Annotated in this window: 11 protein-coding genes; 1 reads left to right on the top strand and 10 read right to left on the bottom strand. The window is 46.3% G+C overall.

Annotated features, from left to right (window positions below):
- Positions 1–39 precede the first annotated feature (39 nt).
- Genes MYF79_RS08985 through MYF79_RS08940 form a run of 10 tightly spaced genes read right to left on the bottom strand, consistent with a single transcriptional unit; the run spans position 40 to position 17,273 of the window.
- Entirely contained in the window at positions 40–1,422 is a 1,383-nt protein-coding gene (locus MYF79_RS08985; protein ID WP_247813488.1) for a discoidin domain-containing protein, read from the bottom strand.
- Between the two features lie 29 nt (positions 1,423–1,451).
- Positions 1,452–3,179, bottom strand: a complete 1,728-nt coding sequence (locus MYF79_RS08980; RefSeq protein ID WP_247813487.1) for an alkaline phosphatase family protein — start codon at positions 3,177–3,179, stop codon at positions 1,452–1,454.
- A gap of 17 nt (positions 3,180–3,196) precedes the next feature.
- Entirely contained in the window at positions 3,197–4,771 is a 1,575-nt protein-coding gene (locus tag MYF79_RS08975; RefSeq protein WP_247813486.1) for a DUF5008 domain-containing protein, read from the bottom strand.
- 17 nt (positions 4,772–4,788) lie between these two features.
- Complete coding sequence (locus MYF79_RS08970; RefSeq protein ID WP_247813485.1) at positions 4,789–5,490, bottom strand: hypothetical protein; 702 nt, start codon at positions 5,488–5,490, stop codon at positions 4,789–4,791.
- A 10-nt stretch (positions 5,491–5,500) separates the two neighbouring features.
- Positions 5,501–7,027 (bottom strand): RagB/SusD family nutrient uptake outer membrane protein, encoded by a 1,527-nt coding sequence (locus MYF79_RS08965; protein ID WP_199657644.1) that lies wholly within the window; start codon positions 7,025–7,027, stop codon positions 5,501–5,503.
- 19 nt (positions 7,028–7,046) lie between these two features.
- Positions 7,047–10,178, bottom strand: a complete 3,132-nt coding sequence (locus tag MYF79_RS08960) for a SusC/RagA family TonB-linked outer membrane protein (protein ID WP_247813484.1) — start codon at positions 10,176–10,178, stop codon at positions 7,047–7,049.
- Between the two features lie 25 nt (positions 10,179–10,203).
- Positions 10,204–11,244, bottom strand: coding sequence for a DUF5007 domain-containing protein (locus tag MYF79_RS08955; protein WP_247813483.1), 1,041 nt, complete (start codon positions 11,242–11,244; stop codon positions 10,204–10,206).
- Positions 11,245–11,257: 13 nt separating this feature from the next.
- Positions 11,258–12,841, bottom strand: a complete 1,584-nt coding sequence (locus MYF79_RS08950; RefSeq protein ID WP_247813482.1) for a carbohydrate-binding protein — start codon at positions 12,839–12,841, stop codon at positions 11,258–11,260.
- Positions 12,842–12,858: 17 nt separating this feature from the next.
- Complete coding sequence (locus MYF79_RS08945; protein WP_247813481.1) at positions 12,859–14,373, bottom strand: RagB/SusD family nutrient uptake outer membrane protein; 1,515 nt, start codon at positions 14,371–14,373, stop codon at positions 12,859–12,861.
- Positions 14,373–17,273 (bottom strand): SusC/RagA family TonB-linked outer membrane protein, encoded by a 2,901-nt coding sequence (locus tag MYF79_RS08940; RefSeq protein WP_247813480.1) that lies wholly within the window; start codon positions 17,271–17,273, stop codon positions 14,373–14,375. The genes MYF79_RS08945 and MYF79_RS08940 overlap by 1 nt, the downstream gene beginning before the upstream one ends.
- Positions 17,274–18,129: 856 nt before the next feature.
- Between MYF79_RS08940 and MYF79_RS08935 the strand changes: the two genes are divergently transcribed.
- Positions 18,130–19,641, top strand: a complete 1,512-nt coding sequence (locus tag MYF79_RS08935; RefSeq protein WP_247813479.1) for a hypothetical protein — start codon at positions 18,130–18,132, stop codon at positions 19,639–19,641.
- The last annotated feature ends 10 nt before the right edge of the window (positions 19,642–19,651 follow it).

Below are 19,651 nucleotides of genomic sequence, written 5' to 3'. Positions count from 1 at the left end.
GGATCTAAACCTCCTGGTTCTGAGGGAACAGGAAAAATATTATGGGCGTTTTAAAAGCCGCCACTCGGCCAGCTGGAATAATGAACTGTTTTTCACGGCAGATACGTTCAGACGATAGAACTTAAAGGCGACCTGGTTATTGAAGGTATATTTTACCGTCAGGAACCTGGAGCCAAAAGACTGATCTGTCCGCGTATCCAGCACTGTCCAATCCGTCCCGTTGTCTGACCCTTCCAGTGTCCAGTTCTTAGGATCACGTTCCGGGGCGTCATTGGCGGACGTCATGGTATAGGCGCCGGTGGTTTGCGGAGTGGCAAACTCCAGCTGCGCCCATACCGTTGAAAAATTAAACAACAGGAACTTTGAGTTGATATTGTTGTCTATCAACTTACCCGATGTTTCATTGGCGTTACTGGTGTTCTCATATTGTGTCTTATAACTGATATTGGTATTGGTAATATCTGTTTCGATCAGCCTGGACGGGTCCATTGTCATTACAATGGTACTGCGTTCTCCATCCAACAGGTGCCTGGTCGGATTACTGAGACTTAATGCCAGTACCGGTTTATTCTGTACATTCCGCTTCAGGGCTTCCGTTTTCACCACCAGGTTAAATCTCGCCGTATTCGTATTGGCCGGGAACGTCAGCGTGGACGGGATGCTGTAATCATCTCCTTCTTTCAGTAGCACCGACCCGCTCAATGTACCATTATCTATCAATGCCTGGGCTGTATCAGGGCTTGCGCTGAGGTTTACAGTAAACGCGCCTCCTGCTACTCCTCCCAACGTTACACTGACTGGCAGCACTACTTCATTAGTACCCAGTGTCTGGTCAGTTCCGGAAGGTTGCTGCAACACACTGCCCGCCGCCGTAAAGGAGATATAATGAATATCCTCCGGCCGGATAATTTCTGCCGTATTGATCAGCAGGATAGCTGTCTTTGCGGCAGCATCCAGGGTATTGTTCTTCCCTGCATCGGAAAGACCAACTGCCAGCGCCAGCGTCTTGCCATAATACCGTTCAACAGCCTGCATACTAACCTGCAGCGGTAATGTGAACGTGTCTATACCAAACCTGATCTCAGCAGTTTTTGGCAACTGATAATAGGTTTGTTCCAGCAGCACAGCATCGCCAAGTTGTTGCTGTTCTATCAGATGGGTGATGGTATCATTGTTTACATGCACATCTACTGTAAAGATCTTCGGGGCAGTGGCAGAGAGTACGATCTTTACAGGTATATTGAGATAATCAGTTGTTTTGGTGTAATTATTGCCCGCAGGCACAGCTATCCGTCCGTTTGTGCTTTGAATGGATATATTCACAGGATTCAGCTGCTCATCGCGGAACTTGTCGTCCTTTTTGCAGGACCACACACCGGACAACAGGAGCAGTAACAACACAGAGAGTTTATTGCGACTCATATCAGCATATTTGCAGTTAAAAAATATAATCAGATGGATGTGTAGGAGGTTACCCACACCCTTCCATCCATCTGCCATTTGGTATCTACTGCTATCTGCAGCCAGTTCAGGATCTGCCGGGCTACATCCACTGGCTGCGGCACAAGTTGCGTCAGGTTGGAAGCGGAGCTGGGGCACATCAGGTCACTGAAATCATCCCACTGGTAATTATTATGTATCTGGAAATCATGTTTGTATTCCGTCTGGTCCTTGAACACACCACCAAATCCATCCCTGCAGGGCCAGTATCCTATCAGGTAATCATGATAAGGATGGGATGTGGGTAATTCTTCCGCACAGACATATTCTTTGATCACATTGTCTGGCAATGCAGCACGCCAGAAACGGATCTCTGTCACATAGGCATTCAGCCAGCGGTTATCATCAGTAACATTTCCCGGTACATAACCCAGTGTCAGCGGATCATCTGTATCAAAGCTACCATAGGAAGTGATCTCTGTCTCGGTATTAAAGTTGCCATCGGTGAACAGGCGGAGGAAACGTTTATTGTCCCTGTTCAGGAATACTGCTGTCAGATCATGCCATTTGCCATCACTGATATTGGCGCCGGTCACCATATTGAAACCGGCACCATTCTGTCCATAGTGCACGCCCCAGGCGTTTGTTTCCAGGGATATTGCCCAGCCGGTATTCTTCCACCAGTCCAGGGACAGGTTATTACCAATGATATTGGGAAAGGTATAGGAATAGTCACCATAAGTAGTCTTATTCTTTTTGATCTTCAGCGCAATGGTCATTTCATTGGTCTTGCCAAGGTTCAGATCCTCCTTACCTTCGTCAATGGTGGCGTATACGGCGTCTGTAGCCGTTTTACCATAGAGACGCACCGCTTTGCCCGTATAACGGGCGCCGGTATATGGCCGGTCTATAAAGTTCGGCATATAACGGGGTGAATAAAATATAGTGAAAGTATTCACCTTCGGATTACTGAGGATGGTGCCATCATCTTCATCAGGAGGAATACTGAAAGGGCCTCCCCTGCCTGATGTTACCACTACCAGCCAGTTTTCATGCTGATAGTTCTTACGCTGCCGTAGGGCATTCATAATGTTTCCGATGTATTCATCCACACGAAGGATCGCCGCCTTGTATTCCGGTATGCCGGCATCATAGCCATATGCCTTACCAGCGGTAGCCACCTGGCTAAACTGCCCGAATATCAATCCGGCGGTATCGATCTTCAGTTCATCCAGGATAGCCTGCTCTGTTGCATCATCGTCATTACCAAAGGTGTGGTTCACATCAGCATCAGTGATCAGCATTTTTCCCAGTGAGTCGCTTGCACTGTAAGCCGCAATTCTGAATGCAGGCATACGTGCTTTAATGTATTTGAAGAAGACAGGATATTGCCCAAGCCGGTTGTCGCTGAAATCACTTTTCACCACACCATGTTTTTCCTTATGGACGCCTGTCAGCAGATCAGACCATGCCGTGGCATCCAGGCTAAGCGTATCGCTGATGCTGTTCCAGGAATAGATGGCATTATCACTCAACTCAAGCAGATGTGATGCCTGTGCATTCCGTACTGCTTCTCCACGGGCGCCATCTACCACGAGAAACAGTATTTTGGGCTGCTTACCGGTCACGCCCGTCGTATCTTCATATTCTCTCTCGTCGAGCAACCTGTCATAGCCTTTGTTACAGGCTGAAAGCAGTATAGTCACAATGATAACTGCCAGCCAGTTGAAATTCTTCATATATGCGGATAATTTTATCATTTGAATAACAGGCGGACTACGTTATTGATCTCTTTATTATTGAAGCGGCTGAACCTTCCCATGATGAGGGCCTGCGTTTGTCCGGAAGTATTGATGGTTTCGAATACCCTGAGCAGGACACCTGAAAAATCAGCAGTATTGTTATATCCGGGCGCCAGTTTGCCTGTTTTGTCCAACACCATAAAGCCACTGCGGTGTACATTATCATAGCGGGTGAAGCTCCCGTTGACAACCACCAGGCCATTGCTAAGCTGTTGTGCACAGTAATAGACTTCGTTGCTGGCCCTCTGTGCTGCAGTAAATTGTTCATCGGGCGTACCATCTTCCCGTAACATTACCAGCCCGCTATGTGCAGTACCATCGAACTTATCAAAGTTGCCCGCCAGCACGAAGCGTTTTGTAGTCTCGTTATAACGGATGGAAATAATATCATTGTCAGCACCACTCCCGCCAAAACCAGCGTCCAGGCTACCGTCAAGGTTCAGACGTGCGATGTAGGGAGCCGGCTGCCCATTATAGCGCGTAAAACGGCCTACAATAATGATCTTCCCGTCTGCCTGCTGATAGGCATCGCTGACAGGGCCGTTTGGACCATCGAAACTCCTGTGGCGTGCCAGGTCATAGTTGAATGAAGTATCCAGCGTTCCGTCGGGGTAAAAGCGTATCAGCTGGCGAACCAGTATACTATCCGTAACAAGTGAATCCCGCTCCTGCAGATAATCTGATTTACCATATACAAACCGCAGGTAATAATTGAAACCACCAATAGCGGTAATACGGTTGTTATACACAAATACCCTATTGATCCTTCCATCGGTACCACCGTTGAAAGAAGGTACTGTATCCTTATCGGTAAACGTGTTTACACTCATGGAATCAAGCGACCCGTTACTGTTCAACACAGTAATATTGTGAATCTCGGCCTGGTGGATATCGTAAGAAGCAAAGCTGCCGCCAACCACCAGTTTGCCACTGGGCAATGCCGCTATACTGTTCAGTGAACCATCGGCCCCTCTTCCTGACTGCAGGCTACGGTCAATTTCGCCGTCGCGGGAGGTCAGTACTATCCTGCTGATGGGTCTTACTATACCTTTCCTTTCATAGTCCAGGAAATCGCCTACCAGCAATATTCTTCCATCAGCGAAGCGATATACATCACTCACCCAGCTGTTGGCGCCTACAACTACCTTATAGTTATTGTCAATATCCAGGTTACCCCTTACCCTGAAAAGAGGGCCAAAGAAGATCTGATCGCCGATAGTTACAGAAGTTACACCTGTACTGGCTGTAACCGGTACTTTCACCTGTATGCCGGCAGAGTCCACCTTTACAATCTCTGCTGCCTCTCCATTAAAGTTGAACAGCAGGGAATCCATGTATTTCATCAGTCCTTTGCCTTTAAAGGTCACCACAGTACCTGGCGCGGCCTCAGACGGATTGGGTGTCTCCGTACTTAACATTACTCCCAGTGGTTCTTTTCCCCCGGCATAAGGATCATCGTAGGCCTTATCTTTTTTACAGGCTGTTACGAAAAGCATCATGAACAGCACTGCCATTGAAATTATTCTCATGTGATACACGCTTTTTATTAACCTCCGTTTTCCACTACAGAGATCATGTCTGCAATGAAGAGATCTCCCTGGAATCCGAAATAGTAATGATCATTCGTTAATGTATGAACCACCCCGTTGTACGTTGTGATATTGCAGGAGGCTACATAATCAATGATCCAGTTTTCCTTTGGCCGCGCAGGATCCGGGATGCAGGCAATGGAGAGTTGCCGGTATCCCACATATTTTACACCGTTGTCATCATTATACACAACACCGATGTTCATGGGCGACCCGTTCCATGAAAGGAAACCTTGTCCCGGGTAAGTGTTCAGCAGGTTATAATCTATCTGTGGATAATCCTTCAGCTCATTGCTGCCATGGAACATATATCGTTGCAGGTATTTAAACCAGATCTCCTTCGGTACGTCCGACAGCACTTTCACCGTATCATACCCAAGTCGGTACAGTTCGTAATTAAGTGACTGCATCAAACGCAGCACACTCCTGTCGGTCGGGGCGAAGAAAGTAAGCGTATCGCTGTTAAAAACTTCTTCCATGCCAGCTAGTCTCACAATAGTCGCTACCGTATCAAAATAGAAAGGCACGGCATCCAGGTAATCCAGTGTAGTTCCTTTAAAAGCAGGATCGTGGGTACCCGAGTCCTGGTAGTATTTATCTTTATTACAGGCGCACAAACCCAGTAAGAGGGCAGCCATAAAGCACAGTATTGTCCGCATAAGTATTATTTTATCTTAACCAATAATTGTTCAGTTGCATATAGGGATTGTTATCCAACGCAGCAGAGTTGACAGGCCATGTCCAGCCACCATTATCGAATTGCGCCTGTGTAAGCGGATAGTAACACCATTGCTGGTTAGTCACCCTGCCGGTACGCACCACGTCAAAATAATAATGTCCTTCCATCATCAGCTCTTTCGCCCGCTCCGTAAAAATAGCATCCTTCAGGGCCTGGACTGTTCCTCCCTGGTACAAGGTGGTCTTCGCGCGCTGCCTGATCATATTCATCAAACGGATAGCCTCATCTGTCTGTCCCAGTTCAGCCAGTGCCTCTGCCCTCAGCAGTACAGCGCCGGCATATCTTAGTACTATGAGGTTGTTATCCACATTCACGTCCGAGTTACCCTGCTCATACAGACTATTATACTTGAGGAACATAAAAGTGCCGTCATTGGCAAACATCTGTGAGTCGAACCACATCTGTATCCTGGCATCGGGAACGCCGGAAGGATACAGGCGGCGCAGGTACTCTGCACGGAAGTAACAGAAACTGTACTGGTGGTTCCATGCCGGGCGTTTATATGGATAATGTACTACCAGCTCGGAAAGATCATTCCATTTCTCTGCCAGCCCTTCGCCGTAGTTGGAGCTGATCACAATATCGAACAGGCTTTCCCTTGAACGGCCCTTAAAGATGGTGAACGACTCCTCTATCGGCAACAGCATATAAGCGCCGCTCTTCATCAGCTCATCGCCCAGGTCAGCTGTAGCCTGGTAATATTTCTGTGCATTCGCTTTATCAAAACCCGCATTCCACATATGCATTTCCATCAGCAGTCCTATGGCAGATCCCCGGCTGGTACGGGCGCCCTGGTAGGCAGGCTCAGTAAAGCTCCATGGCAGCGCTTCCATTACCGCCGTCAGGTCTGCAATACAATTGTTCATCACTGTCACCATCTTCTCGCGGGGTAATGGCGCCTGGTGATAAGCATCCGTATAGTACACTACATCTCCCCAGAGCCTTACCATAATGAAATAGGAAAGACAGCGCATAAAAATGGCTTCCGCTTTATAGGTCTTTTTACGGTCCTCGGTCAGGTCTGGTATGTCACGCCTGTCCACTTCATAGATCAGGATATTACAAGCCTGTATGACGCGATAGAAAGGCTTCCAGTCTGCCAGCATATAGAGATCAAATATGTCCCAGAAGTCTTTACCTGGCGGCCTGTAAATAACCGGTATCAGGTCATTCTTGGCCACATACTCCACGAAAGTCCTGTCGGCCCCGTCTCCCTTGGGCGACATAGCCAGCATACCGCCCCTTGCCTCTCCCGCCAGGGCAAACAATGGACAGGAACCTGTAGCATCTCTGAACAGGCCATAGATGTCCCATATATTATCTTCCACATCTTTCGCTGATTTGAAGAATGTGTTCCCCGAAAGCCGGTCCAGCGGCTCCACATTCAGGAACTTCTTACACCCGTACTGACTGCAGAGCAGCAAACAGGCAGTGATATAAATAAACCTCCGGAGCATAGCAATACTTTTAAAAACATTAGAATTCAACATTCATCCCGAAGTTGTAACTGCGGGCAATAGGATAACCTCCCGACTGATCGCGCCCCAGAGCAGATACGTTCTCCGGGTTGGGGCCGCTGTATGGCGAGAATGTGATCAGGTTATTGGCAGACAGATACATGCGGACAGAGTTGATACTGTAACGGCTGGTGAATTTCCTGTTCACCAGATAAGCCAGTGTTACCGTATTGATCTTGAAGTAAGAACCGTCTTCCTGTATCAGGGTCTGATCATAACGGTAAGGCCTTATATCATTGTAACGTTTATAGTCAAATGGATTGGGATATTTCGCTGTGGAACCAGGTCCTTTCCAATAGTCCACATCATTGAAATCAACCATCGCTTTCTTGTTATAAGGATCTCCCAGGAACTGCATTCTTTCGGCAAATGCGTTGTTCAGGATATCCCTGATGAGCGTGAAAGAACTGCTGATGTTGAGGGAGAAGCTCTTCCAGTTCACATAAGACTGTATACCTCCCGTGATCAATGGTTGCGAGTTACCGGCAGGCACATAATCATTCCCATCCAGTATGTAGTTGCCATCCACATCCTTCCAGATAGGATCGCCCGCTTTAAAGAAAGTACCGTTTGCAGTACGGTAACGTTGCCCTGTAGCAGGGTCTACCGGTACGTCTGCATCGGTGGCGTACACGCCTTCTGTTTTCAACAGGTAGTTGGTAAGACTGTTGCGTCCTACACGGAACAAGGTATGCTGGCTGGTCGAATTGTCGTATTGCACCAGTTGTCTTGCACCGTTCGGAAGACTGGTCAGCACATCCTTATTCAGGGCGCCATTCAGTGAGATGGTCCATTGTACGGCGCTGGTACGCGGTAAAGGACGGAAGGTGAAAGTCAGTTCATATCCATAATTGATCAGTGAGGTCTCATTGGTAGTGATCTCATTGAAGCCGGTGATGTTGGACAATGACTTGGTACGCAACAGGTTTTTCACTGTTTTATAATAACCATCGAAGATCACCTCTACCCTGCTGTCAAAGAATCCTGCCTCGAAACCAAAATTATACTGCGTTGTGGCGGTAGGCTGCAGGTACGTATTGGGCAGCTGGCCGAAGTTGATACCTAAGCGTGGATTGGCATTATAGGTACCGCGGGGATCGTAGGTTCCATAGATGGAAAAGATGTCACCCGTAGGTACGATGTTCTGGCCCCAGCTACCACGCAGGGATCCATAAGTGAGCCATTTGCTGTCGCTAAGACCCGGCTCTTTGTTGAAGTTCCAACGGATACCGACAGCCGGGTTCTTGGAGTAAGGATCTTCAAAACCGCTGCTGGATGTACCATCCATACGGTAACTGACATCCAATACATATTTCTGCTTGTAATTGTAGGAAAATGTTCCTGCAAAGGAGGCCACATGCTGTTTGCTGTAGTTATCCAGGAGACCTCCCCCGCGGGAAGCATATCCATCATAACCGAGCGGTCCCTCGTATTGGTTATTCGGCGTTTTTTCCTGCTGAATCACCTGTGCCTGGAAACCGCGGTTATAGAATTCGTTAAAAGCAGAAATGAAGAAATTATGGTTTGTATTCAGGATATAGTTATAGGATATCGTATTGCGGTTGTACAGCGTGTACTTCCGGTCATTGTAAGCGTAGATCTGTGAGAAATCGTTATGTGCCTCTGCAGGAGTGAACCTGTCTTCCGTATTGGAAGCATATTCATAACTCACACTTGATCCCAGGTTCAGTCCTTTTACCAGCTGATAGCTCACATCAAGGCTGCTGCGCACGTTGCCTGTTTTATTGTCGTTCCTGGTGTTCAATGCCGACAATACACCGGCAGTGCTCTGGTAGAAAGAAGGTCCCGGTAACAGGGACGAAGCCGACGCATTACTCGATACGCCACTTTGTGTAAGACCATTACCATCTCCCTTATTCCTTCTACCCACCTGTGTAGATAAAGTCGTGAACACCCTGAATTTAGGATTAGGCTGATACAGCATATTTGTATTGATAGAATAGCGGTCAAATCCCGTATTGCGGATCACTCCATTTTCATGATAGTATCCCAGGTCTACTTTATAGTTAAACTTCGGATCGCCACCGCTGATATTCACGTTGTGCGTCTGGTTGTACGTAGTAGCATAGAATACATCCTGCCAGTCCGTGGAATTGTTGTAGTAAGGATTCAGACTATCCGCCAGGAATGGTTGGTTAGAGATCTTGTAGATATCATCCATGTTATTTCCTCCATAGATCATTCCCAGTCTGATCCTTCTTTCCTCCTTACCGCCTATAGTGGGGCGTAGTTTAGGAGGATTGTTGATGAAGAAATTGCCCGTATACCTCACCAGGGGAATAGGAGAACTACCGCGTCTTGTCGTGATCAGGATCACACCATACGCACCTCTGGATCCATACAGGGCCGTAGCCTGTGAATCTTTCAGGATCTCCATGCTTTCAATATCTTCAGGAGGGATCAGTGACAGGGGACTTACACCCGGTCCCGCCGACTGATATCCATATTCAAAATTGGCATCTGCTTCTACCGGTACGCCATCTATCACGTATAGCGGGGACGTAGGAGAAAGAAAGGCGTCATTACCGCTGCCAGTAACGCTGATGTTGGACAAACCCCTGATCTGTATAATACCACGGCCGCCCGGCGTACCGGTGTTATTCTGGATATTCAGACCGGCTACACGCCCCTGTAAGAGTTGTTCCACATTGGATACAGGAATATCCTGCAGTTCCTTACCACTTACTATCACGGCGGAACCTGTAGTAACCTCCCTGGTTTTCTTCTGGTATCCGATCACAATTGCTTCATTCAGTTTGTTCTCTGTTACCACCAGCCTTATCACCAGGTCTCGTTTGTCTTTCAGCTTAAACTTATAGTCTGAAAACCCGATATAACGGAACAGTAAGTTAGCGTCTGCAGCAACAGACACACTGAAGGCGCCTGAAGCATTGGTAACGCCTACTGCTTTGGGTGGAGTACCCGCCATGATACTTACGCCTACCAGCGGCTCATTGGTCTGAGCATCCCTTACCACGCCCTTTACCTGTATTTTATCCTGCGCCTGTGCCACCAGTAGCGGCAGCAACAGTAACAGCCCTATCATTTTATATAAACGCAGACATTGCATAGTCACAGTTTTTTGTGTTGTTAACTCATTCATCCCTGAACCTTGGATTATTCCGGAAATAGAAAATGATTTCCCAGTCGCCTTTCTGGTAGATATTGAAATTCAGGTCCAATATGCCTATCTCCCTGATATTCCCAAATCCAAGCCTGCTGAAGCTGAACTTCACATATGCCTGTGATCCGTCTCCGTTAGTGTAACGTGTTTTAAAGCGCATTGCCGGGATCGGATAAGCCACCTGGTACGTCACTTCCGTTGCAGTCATCTGTTTATTGAAGCCATGTAACAGAGAATCCCAGGGTGTGAGATTGAACTTCTCAGGATTGATGGGCAGGGAATCTTTATCCATAAACTTGAATGATAAAGCATTGCCATCCCCTTTGCGATGAAAGAACACCCTGACACTATCGCCTTTCAATTGCAGGTTGGTGCCATCATCTATCATGTTGTATACACCCGGGTGATTATAGATCAACTCAAATACGGATGAATCACTGGGATTGGGATAATTAGCACGATGCAGGCCCGTGATCGCATCATATTCATAAGGCGCATAGGTCTGTTCCCTGAACGGCATCAGGGAAAGATCTTTGTACATGTTGGTGCCCCCGGAGTTGGAAGCTTCCACGTCGAACAAATAACCGGAGTCCGGCTGCTGGCGCATGGAAGTACCGTTCGCTTCTGCCCAGAAAACAAAATCGCCCGATTGTTGCCTTACTTCAAAGGCGGAATGAGTCTCTATACCACGTTTGGCTTCTATTTCCGCCAGTGATTTTTCCTCGCCGGTATAAGCCACTTTCCAGACCAGTGCCTGCACTTTCTGCTCAAAATCATTGGTAGGTTTACCATCCTTCTTGTACCTGACGTTCAGTATACGGAAGTTGATGGGTGTGGTAGAATTGTCTGTGTTGAAGATCTGGGAGTATAAAGTTGTTCTTCCCAGTATAGGAGAGAATACCCGCTGGTTGTACACCGCCCGTTTGCTAAGGTAGTCAAGATCATCTGCCGCCCATTTCCGGCAGGCAAAGAACAATAGTGATAAAGACAGTAATATAGAAAGTCGCCGCATGGGTAGTAATGTTTTAGTTTAATGGCCGGAATGTGACAGACTTCACATCAAATCCTTCATGATCTACAAAGAAGCGCATCACATGCGTGCCTTTGGTGAGATAGATACTGGTGGTGACATTCTGCCTTTTATGATAATCGCCGGTGTTAGGCATTTTCAGCGGACCGGTAACATCCACACCATCAAATTCAAGATGAACAACGCCATCACTCCTTTCAGAACCGGCGAGTATGTATGTGTTATAGTAGCCTGTTTCTTTCACCACTACTGTATAATTCATCCATTCTCCCGTCTCGGTCCAGCCTACCTGGTAGCCGCCACCCTCATTTCTGGAGAAGTCAATATCCACTCCTTCAGAGGGGCGGTATTTACCTCCGTTATTTCCCGTATTATTATCGTGGTATGCGACACCTTCTCCTCCGTTGTCAAAGTCCTCCAGAGTGATCACACCAGGGATAGTCATCGGGGCGCCTTTACGCATGAATTTGAGGTAACGCAGATCGAAGTTGGCAAAGTCATAGAATATCTTCATGAGATGGCGGCCTGCGGTCAGCTGCACTGTTGTAGTAATATCACGAAAGCTATCGTATCCACCTGTTCCCGGCATCACCAGCGCACTACCTACTACAGGCTTTCCATCTATTTCCAGGTGTACCCGGCCATCACTTCCACCGCTACCGTAACGTAAGGTCATATCATATTCACCGGTTTCCGTTACCTGCACCGTATAATCCATCCACTCCCCGGTTTCTGTCCATCCCACCTTAAGGCCATTTTCACTGGAAGCAGTGGTGATATCCACCTGATCGGCGGGACGGTACTGTCCTCCCTGGTTATTCAGGGAGAAGTCCAGGTATGCCACCTTGTTGCCACCGCGGTTGAATTGTTCCAGCCCGATTACACCAGGTATATAAAAAGGGAATTCATTCCAGGGAGTAGATACAGTTGGGTTCATCCGGGGAATGAATTCGTCAAAGCCGAACATGTGGTCTTTGTCCAGCACATTCACCAGCCCTGTTTTGGTTTTAATGTCAATAGCTACCGTGCTGGCATTACTCCAGCGATTAGTATATATCACTCCTTTTGTATCACTGAAGGTGATCACGCCGGGCCCACCATTTACGTGGCCTTCCGCATCTGTACGATTGAACTTGCCATGCATAGGATAGTTGTACCTGATAGCCGTCAGCCCAATACCGTCCTGCAATACCATAGCGCGGGAAGCAAAAGTGTCCCGGACTATATAGCGGCATACGAGCGTATCCAGTTGTTCATAAGGCACTGTGCTGATGAACATATGTCCCCGTCCCTGGATGGTGCGGAGCGTATTCATATTCTCGATCGCCTGTTTGAAGCTGGCGTCAGTAGGAGCGAATACCGTGTACAGACCGGACTTCAATGTATCTGTCAGATGCACCCTTTCCACTGCCAGTAAAAAGGAATCGTACTGATGCTCACTTTGCAGGAACTCAAGGGTGCTGCCATCAAATTCCCTCAGCTGATTCTCATAATTGTAATAGCCGCTATCCTTTTTGCAGGCAGGAGATAACAACAGTATACCCAGTCCTGCCAGCAGGAGCATCTTTATGTTGGTCATATATCTCATCGTTTTTATCATTGCCAATAAGGATTCTGGGTGATCAATGGATTTTGTTTAATGACCTCGTCAGCCACCGGCCAATAGATGCCCCCTTTGGCAATCAGCTCCATAAAAGCGGGATCATTCTGTTTGATCTTGTTGTAGCGGATGAGGTCAAACCAGCGCCAGCCTTCTCCCATCAACTCTTTACGCCGCTCTTTGAAAATGGCATCTATCAGGTCGCCTTCCCTGGCACTGTCGTAACGTTTTATCCTGCGCAGGTCCCTGATCGTGTTAAGCAGATCAATAGCCCGCTGCTGTTCTCCTATTACGGCCAGTGCTTCTGCCTGCAGCAATGCAATGTTCTCCAGGCGGGTAATCACAATAGTGCTGGAATAGATCCTGAAAGAAGGGTCGGAAGTATTGCCATCCTGAATGACCTTTATTTTACTGAAGATGGGAATCTGGCTGTTGAAATTGGTAAAGTAACGTTGCGAAGTAGGTACGCCTGTCAGTGTATCGAGGCTAAAGCGTTCATCCACCGGCTGGTCGAATACTGACAGGATAGTGTCTTTCGGCACATAGATATCCGGTAGTGCTTTATTGATAACCGGGGCTGCCAGGGTCATTTCTTCCAGGTGGCCGGAGAAAGAAGCATCCACATGCCCCCAGTCAAAATTAAAAGCAAGGATATGGTTGTCTTTCTTCCATTTGAAAAATCCGTTGCCGCTTACCAGTTCATCTGTACCCACATAGTAACTGCCTCCTTTGGAGTAGTTGTCCAACACAAACTGGCCATATACAGAGGCGTCAACATACTTTCCCTGCCATGCGGCCACATGGGCAAGGATTGCATAGGCAGTATGTTTACGTGCCAGTACACCATACCAGCGGGTACTGCTTTCATTGTAGTAGGAGCCTGATTGTTGCGGATCATCAGCACTGTATTTATATGGAAGATCGGCGGCAGACTGCACCAGTTCCTTTTCCACGAATGCGAGTACGGTCTGTTTATCTTCCCTGGGTTTATTGGCAAATTCGCCATCATGCGATGATGTGATCAGTGGCACATCACCCCACACCGATACGAGAAAGAAATAAACATATGCCCGTATACAACGCATTTGTGCAATGTCCACACGCATATTTTCCTCGGAGTATTTAGGATCACGCGCTTTTACCTCTCCCACATGCTCAAGGAACATATTAGCAGCATTGATCACGGCATAAAAGCGGCGCCAGTTGGATAGTGATTCCAGTAAGGGATAAGCAGCCCTCAGATCATTGCGTATGATGGCTTTCATATCCTGCCGTTGCAGTGCATAGAAATCGCCTTTGCGTAGTTCACCGTACATCCACCAGGCATTATTATCTGCCATGGCAGCACGAAGCAGGCCGTAAACAGCTACCAACGCTGTACGAGTATCTTCATGCGAGTTCCAGAAATTCTCTTCTGATACAGCATGAGAGGAATCAATATCCAGCAATTTCCTGCAACCGGTAAATGCGGTGCAATAGAAAATGATTGTTATCAGGAATAAGCGTTTCATCAGAGATCCATTTTTAACCCTATTGTATATGTCCTGGATAGTGGCAGTGAATAGCCAGTATCAAAACCATTGAAATCAACCAGCTCAGGATCGCCCCCGGTATAAGGTGTGATCGTAAAAACATTCGTAGCAGTAGCATAAATAGCCAGTCCGTTGATCCTGCCTTTCTTGTTCCACCACTTCGCCGTTGTTACATCGTACTGCAGGGACAGGTTACGCAGTTTCAGGAAGGAACCATTTTCCAGGAACAGGTCCTGATCTATACGGTATGCATCTACCGTGCTCCATGGGTTGTATAAGGGGTATTTGTCATAGTTGCCTACCTTGCTCCAGAAAGTGATCTCCTTTACCGCGCTCATATCAATTTTCCCCTCCCTGTTAATGAAATCAAAACGATCTGCTACTTCTGCATTCATGACCTTTCTGCCAAGCGCATAATAAAATGACAGGCCAAGCGTAAACCCTTTCCAGTAAATGTCGTTGTTAAACCCACCGGAGATAACAGGCGAAACATGTCCCTTTAATACCTTGTCCTTATCATCGATCACGTTATCGCCGTTGATATCTTTCCAGCGGGGATCGCCGGCCATCAGGGGAATACCTTTGTAGTTCAGGCGTTTGCCTTCCTGGCTGGTGGGAATATCCGCATCGCGGTTATAGATACCTTCATTCTCCAATACCCAATATTGATCTATTGCCTTACCAACCTTCAATAGTTTGCTGCCATTGGCAACAGTCAGTTCGTTCAAACCGTCCGGTAAAGCGAGCAAAGTATTTTTGTTGTAATTGAGGGTGATACCAGGCACCCACTGGACAGCGCTCTTTGCAGGCAGTACTGCAGCCTTCAGGGCTAGATCTATCCCACGGTTGCGCACAGTCATCCCATTCTTATAACGGAGGTTATAACCGTATTCTGCCGAAAAAGGCACACCCAGCAACATGTTATGATCGGTCCTGTTATAGAGGTCCAGGGAGACCTGCAGTTTATTGTTCAGCAATGCTGTACTGATATTTACGTTCAGCTGGTCGGCATAAGGCCATGTGATACCGTAGCCAATATAACCCGAAGAGTAGCCCCGGCTGATACCCGGAAAACCGTTATAGGAGAAGCGAACGGGGTTATTACTGAATGAAAGGTCGGAAGTATATTGCGATCCTTCACCGAAACGGTCGTCCGGCATCAACCGGCCTACTCTTCCCCAGCTGGCTTGCAGCTTTAATGCGTTGATAGCATCGTTATCTTTTAGCCAGGTATTTTTAACATTCAATCCTGCAGAGAATGTTGGGGTAAATAACCACCAGTTGTCAGGCTGTGCGCTGGAAGAACCGTCTGCGCGCAACAATACGGAAAAGTCCAGTTGTTCGTTGTAGGAATAAGCCGCACGACCATAAAAAGACAACAAGCGGGCGCGTTGCTTGTCGAGGAAAGAAAAGATCAATGCATGATCGAATGACTTTGGCGACAGGTATTCTGTTTTCGTATTGTCAGAATGTAACAGGTTGATACGGATCAGATCATTAGGTCCTTTATAGGCATAAGCATAGTTATACCGGTGATAGTCCGCCTGGAATCCCTCACCAGCTTCGATGGTCAGGTGATGCTGCTGTTTAAAAGTGTGATCGTAGGTAATGGTATTATTGAAGAATACCCGCTGATTATACCCGAAATAGTTAGACAGGTAGTTCACAGTTTCCAGCAGGGTACTGGGATAGAACAGGTCCCTCAGTCCTTCATTGTAATCAAACCCAAACTGTGAATTGATCTGCAGGCTGTTGGAAGGCTTTATATTGATCTTAAAATACCCGTTTATTTCATTGGTTTTGTTATCGTCGAATGATTTGGTAAACTCATTCAGATACTGTCCATAATACTGCTTGTTAGGTGGCAGAGGACTGCTCAGGTCCGGCAGATACTGCATTTCTGCAAACCGGTCGCGCAGCCATCTGCTCCTTGTTCTTTCCAGCCTGGAAGCGCTGATCATGGAGGATACTGTAAATCCATGCAATGGCACCATATTGATCTCAAACATTGCGTTGTACCTGTCCATCCTGCTATTGTCTGCGGTATTGGCAGATCGTTGATTGCCGGCGGCAAACCTGAAGTTCGCCCTGTCGGTGCCACTGGAAAGACTGGCATTTACACCATATACCGGTGTATTCTTAAAATAAAGATCTGTCCAGTTGGATGGCCCGTAATAAGCATTGTTCGTAGAGTCGCGCAGATAGAGCGGGTAGGTTTGCAATTGCTCAGTGGTAGCATATTTATCATAGAACCGCCGACGGAAATCATTTTCAAACTTCGCATTCGTTGTATAAATATGCGGTCGTTGTACCACACCAAAGTAGGTGTTAAAGCTGATCTTCCGGCGGCCGGTAACAGGCGCCTTGGTAGTCAGCAATATCACGCCGCCATTGACAGCCCGTGGTCCGTACAATGCAGCTCTGCCGAAGTCTTTGACCACTTCTATCTTCTCGATATTATTCATATCGATGGCAGATAAAAGATTGGTAGCAGGCCCCAGGTGATTGTATCCGAACAGTTGTATGTCAAAAGTAAAGGGATGATCCATGATAAGCGGAATACCATCCAACACAATGGTAGGCTGGGATTCATAGATATCCTTGCTCGTGATGAAAGGGATCGCAGTACCCCTCAAAGCTATACTGCTAAAGGACCCTGACTCCCCTGTAGGTTTCTGTATGTATATCCCCGCGGTATTTCCTTTTAATAACTGTTGCAGTGATGAATAAGGGTAAATATGCTCGCGCTCAGGCGATATGGAATCCGCTTTTGTCAACTTCACCACCGGATGATATTGTTTGACTGTATCCTGTGAAAAGGCATACCGTGGGCAATACACAGCCAGGCACGTGATGAAGATCCGTACAATTACACGCATAACGTAAATGATTTAAAATAGGCAGAGCAGATCACTACAGTGACAAAAGCACACTGAGTAATCGATTACATCCTTTATCTGAAATTGATTCTAATAGAAGGTACAGGCCAACAATGATAGGCCTTCCCCCCGCGTAGTTAAACGCTAAAAGTGGTATTTATACTTGAGTAAACTGGGAGAACAACACCGAACCTGACCCGTGGAAACTATAACGTGAAATAAATAATATGCAGTGTTGCTGCATTGGACTTAGTATCTCTTAACTGCTTGTATAAAACGTTTTAGCGTATACTTTTCATCAATAGAAATATGTTTAAGTTTTAGAAATAAATTGTTTGCTGTTGATACTTTGTGAAGCTACTGGTTACTTGTAATCCTGTTTACTTGATTTCTTAGTTCCTGCTACAATATTTTTTTTGGTTTGCGATTTAGGTTGAACTCTTACGATTAACTAACACTCTTCATTTCATCAGGGCTTGTTAACGGGAATCTACAAAATACAGGTTACAATGCTAGTCGCATTTGTGCCTTTATTACGATTCAAATATAATGAGCCGTCTGATAACTTTTTAACCTTTTTTTATAAAGAATGGACATTCCCAAGACGACTTTTAAATGGTAATTGCCGCAACTAAACAGAATTCATATAATTTACAATCAACTAATTATAATCAAACATTACAGCACAAATATAACAATATCATTATACAAATAAGATAATCCGAAAGCAATAATATTGTCTTTATAACATCATTAGATACTATTCGTTATTTAACTTATTTTGGTTCGTATCAACCAGATCTGTTACTGAAAAATGGAAAGCTTGGGGGCCTTATAAATTTAAACCAACTGGACTATGGCTAAAGCTGATATGCTTAGCAGACTTATAAATACACTTACAAAAGCTGAAAAAAGATATTTCCGTTTGTATACGGCGCTTCAACAGGGTAATAAAGACTATGTCAACCTTTTCAATATGATGGAACGCCTGTCTTTCAGAAGTACTGCTGAATTAAAGCAGGCGTTTCAGCAACAATATGCCGGTTGTAGTTATGAAGTTTGCAGTAAATACCTGTACAAAGTGTTACTGGATTGCCTCCTGCATCTGCGTATGCAAAGGCATCCTACAGCTACACTCACAGCAGGCATTCTGAAATGTGATATTCTTTTTGAACGCTCGCTGCATGAAGATGCATTGAAACAATTACATAAAGCCCAAACAACAGCATCAGCAAATGAAAAGCAATTGTTGCAGTTATGGGCACAACAACAGGAGATGCAACTGCTGCAACAGATGAATTTTCCAGGTATTACAGAAGAAGACCTGTCACAAAAACAAGCTGCTATACAGCAAACAATGCAGACTATGCAACAGGTAAGACAACAGACTTCGCTGTATGAAACGCTCAGGCATCACCTGTTATACAGAGGCAGTACCCGTACTGTTCACCAACAGAACACGATAGATGCACTGACTGCCGGCATGCCTCCACCTGTGCCTCATTCGGCCACCAGTCTAAAAGTCCACCTCCTGTTTGAAGCGCACTACCACCTGATCACCAGCGACTACCCTGCGGCATTACAGGCATTCCATAAACTACATCAGTTACTGGATACACATCCTGAGCTTTTTGAAGATACTCCAGCCGATCATTTGCTGATCGTAGAAGGCATACTGGACAGCCTGCGGGCAGGAAAACATTATGAGGAGCTATTTTCATTCATAGACAAGGTAAAACGTTTGAATGGAGATAGCGTTTATTTCGACATTCTGCGGCAACGCCTGTTATTTATCTATGAGGCAGGCGCTTACATAGACAGTGGTAATTTCTCACTTGCACTTACATTACTGCAGCAGTATATGCCAGGGATAATGAAGAATATCCTGTTGATGGACATTAGCAAGCAGGCGGAGATCTATCTTCATATGACACTCATTTACCTCGGCAATGAAGATATCAACAATGCTCACAATAGTCTCGAGCAGGTATTGCAAAGCAATCTTTACAGTACACTTCCTATTTATCGTACCTGTCGCCTCGTACATCTGCTTATACAATATGAACTGGGGAATTACGAATATATCCGTTATGAGACAAGAGCATTCCGGCGTCACCTGCAGCCGGATACCAAACGCTCTTACCTGCTGGAGAGAACAGTTATCAAATTCCTTGGAAATGGCGAAATTCCTACCGTCACAGCCTATCGTGCAGCACTCTGGAAAAAGATCAATGCCAGTTTCGAGAAAATAAAAGCCGATAAATATGAACGCCAGCAGCTGAAGCTTTTTGACTTCTCTGCCTGGATAGAAGCAAAGTTGAAGCGAAAATCCCTAAGTGCGGTGTTGCAGGAGAAAACCAGGAACTAATCGGTTCAAA

This window comes from Chitinophaga filiformis, from assembly GCF_023100805.1.
Classification (GTDB): Bacteria; Bacteroidota; Bacteroidia; order Chitinophagales; family Chitinophagaceae; genus Chitinophaga; species Chitinophaga filiformis_B.
The sequence above is the reverse complement of the archived record's forward strand: the minus strand, read 5'-3'. Positions and strand labels throughout refer to the sequence as shown.